The organism is Nitratidesulfovibrio oxamicus (assembly GCF_015731765.1).
GTDB lineage: Bacteria > Desulfobacterota > Desulfovibrionia > Desulfovibrionales > Desulfovibrionaceae > Cupidesulfovibrio > Cupidesulfovibrio oxamicus.
The window spans coordinates 1-1,666 of sequence record NZ_VRYY01000496.1 but is presented as its reverse complement, the minus strand read 5'-3'; the positions used below and the strand labels follow the sequence as shown (position 1 = coordinate 1,666).

The 1,666-nt window shown below is 66.8% G+C and carries 1 protein-coding gene and 1 pseudogene; both read right to left on the bottom strand.

Annotated features, from left to right (window positions below):
• Positions 1-146 (bottom strand): annotated as a pseudogene (gene murB / locus FVW20_RS14500) (UDP-N-acetylmuramate dehydrogenase); the annotation flags it as partial.
• Between the two features lies 1 nt (position 147).
• Positions 148-1,515: a UDP-N-acetylmuramate--L-alanine ligase gene (gene murC, locus FVW20_RS14495; protein ID WP_196610171.1), complete on the bottom strand. Its 1,368-nt coding sequence runs from the start codon at positions 1,513-1,515 to the stop codon at positions 148-150.
• Between the last annotated feature and the right edge of the window lie 151 nt (positions 1,516-1,666).

The following is a 1,666-nucleotide window of genomic DNA, read 5'->3' as shown; positions in this document are numbered from 1 at the left end:
CGCGGCTCTCCGCCAAGGCGGGCCAGCGCACCGGGCAACTCGTCCAGGTCCTGCGGCCCGGCCGCGCGCACCTCTGCCAGCGCCCTGCCGCCAAGGCGGAGCGTGGTGCGGTGCGCAAGCACGGGGCCATCAAGAACCTTGAGCATGCTATTCCCTTTCCAGGTAACGGGGGCCGATGGTGGTCACGTTGCCGGCGCCCAGCGTCAGCAGCAGGTCGCCGGGTTGCAGCACTTCTGGCAGCGCCGCCAGCACGGAATCGAAATCCTGGTGGTAGGTCACGTCGGTCTTGGACACCTGGCGGATGCCCTGGGCAAGGCTTTGCCCGCTCACGCCGGGGATGGGCTTTTCCGAGGCGGGGTAGATTTCCGTCAGCAGCAGCTTGTCCACCCCGTCGAACACCTTGCAGAATTCCCCGAACAGGGCCTGCGTGCGGCTGAACCGGTGCGGCTGGAACACCACCACCAGCCGCCGGTGCGGAAAGCACTGGCGCGCCGTTGCCAGCGTGGCCGCGATCTCCGCCGGGTGGTGGCCGTAGTCGTCCACCACCAGCACGCCGCCGCGCTCGCCCTTGCGCTCGAAGCGCCGCCCCACCCCGCCGAACTTGGCTAGGCCCGCCACGATCTTCTCGGGGGCGATGTCGCACTCCAGCGCCACGCCGATGGCGGCAAGGGCGTTCAGGATGTTGTGGCGGCCCGGCTGGACCAGGCGCACCTGGCCGATGTCGTCGCCGTTGACTATGACGTTGAACAGGCTGGTGTCCGCGCAGGCCAGCACCTCAGCCCGGATGGCGTTGCCCTCGCCGAAGCCGTAGGTGACCACCGGGCGCTTCACGCGGGGCAGCAGTCGCCGCACGCCGGGGTCGTCGCCGCAGACCACGTTCATGCCGTAAAACGGCACCTTGTTCATGAAATCCACGAAGGCGTCGTCTATGGCCTGCTGCGAGGGGTAGTGGTCCACGTGGTCCATGTCCACGTTGGTGACCACGGTGACGATGGGGAAAAGGCACAGGAAAGAGCCGTCCGATTCGTCCGCCTCGGCGATCAGGTAGGCGCCGTCACCCAGTCGCGCGTTGGCGCCGTAGGCGTTCAGACGCCCGCCGATGATCACCGTGGGATCGGTGCCCGCTTCGTCGAAGATGGCCGCCGTCAGCGAAGTGGTAGTTGTCTTGCCGTGCGTGCCCGCAATGGCGATGCCCGTGCGCAGGCGCATCAGCTCCGCCAGCATCTCGGCGCGCGGAATGATGGGGATGCCCCGCTTGCGCGCCGCCGCCACTTCGGGATTCTCGTCGCCGATGGCCGTGGACTTCACCAGCACCTGCGCGTCCGTCAGGTTGGCCTCGCCGTGGCCGATGTATATCTCGGCGCCTAGCTTGCGCAGACGGCGCACCACCGTGCCGTCGGACATGTCCGAGCCGCACACCTCGTAGCCCAGGTTCAGCAGCACCTCGGCAATGCCGCTCATGCCCGAACCGCCGATGCCGACCATGTGTATTTTTTTGATCTTGTTGTTATTCATAATATTTTTTCTAATTGGGGTGTTTTTGATCAGCCTTTGGCGAGGCAAGCGCCTTTACGCCTCACGCCCCGTGAGAATAGCTTCCATGCCGTCCACCACGGCGGCGGCGGCCTGCGGCCTGCCCATGGCGCGCGCGGCGCGGCCCATGCCG

Coding starts and splice junctions, on each gene's coding strand:
- murC (WP_196610171.1), bottom strand. CDS start 1,515: ATGAATAACAACAAGATCAAAAAAATACACATGGTCGGCATCGGCGGT.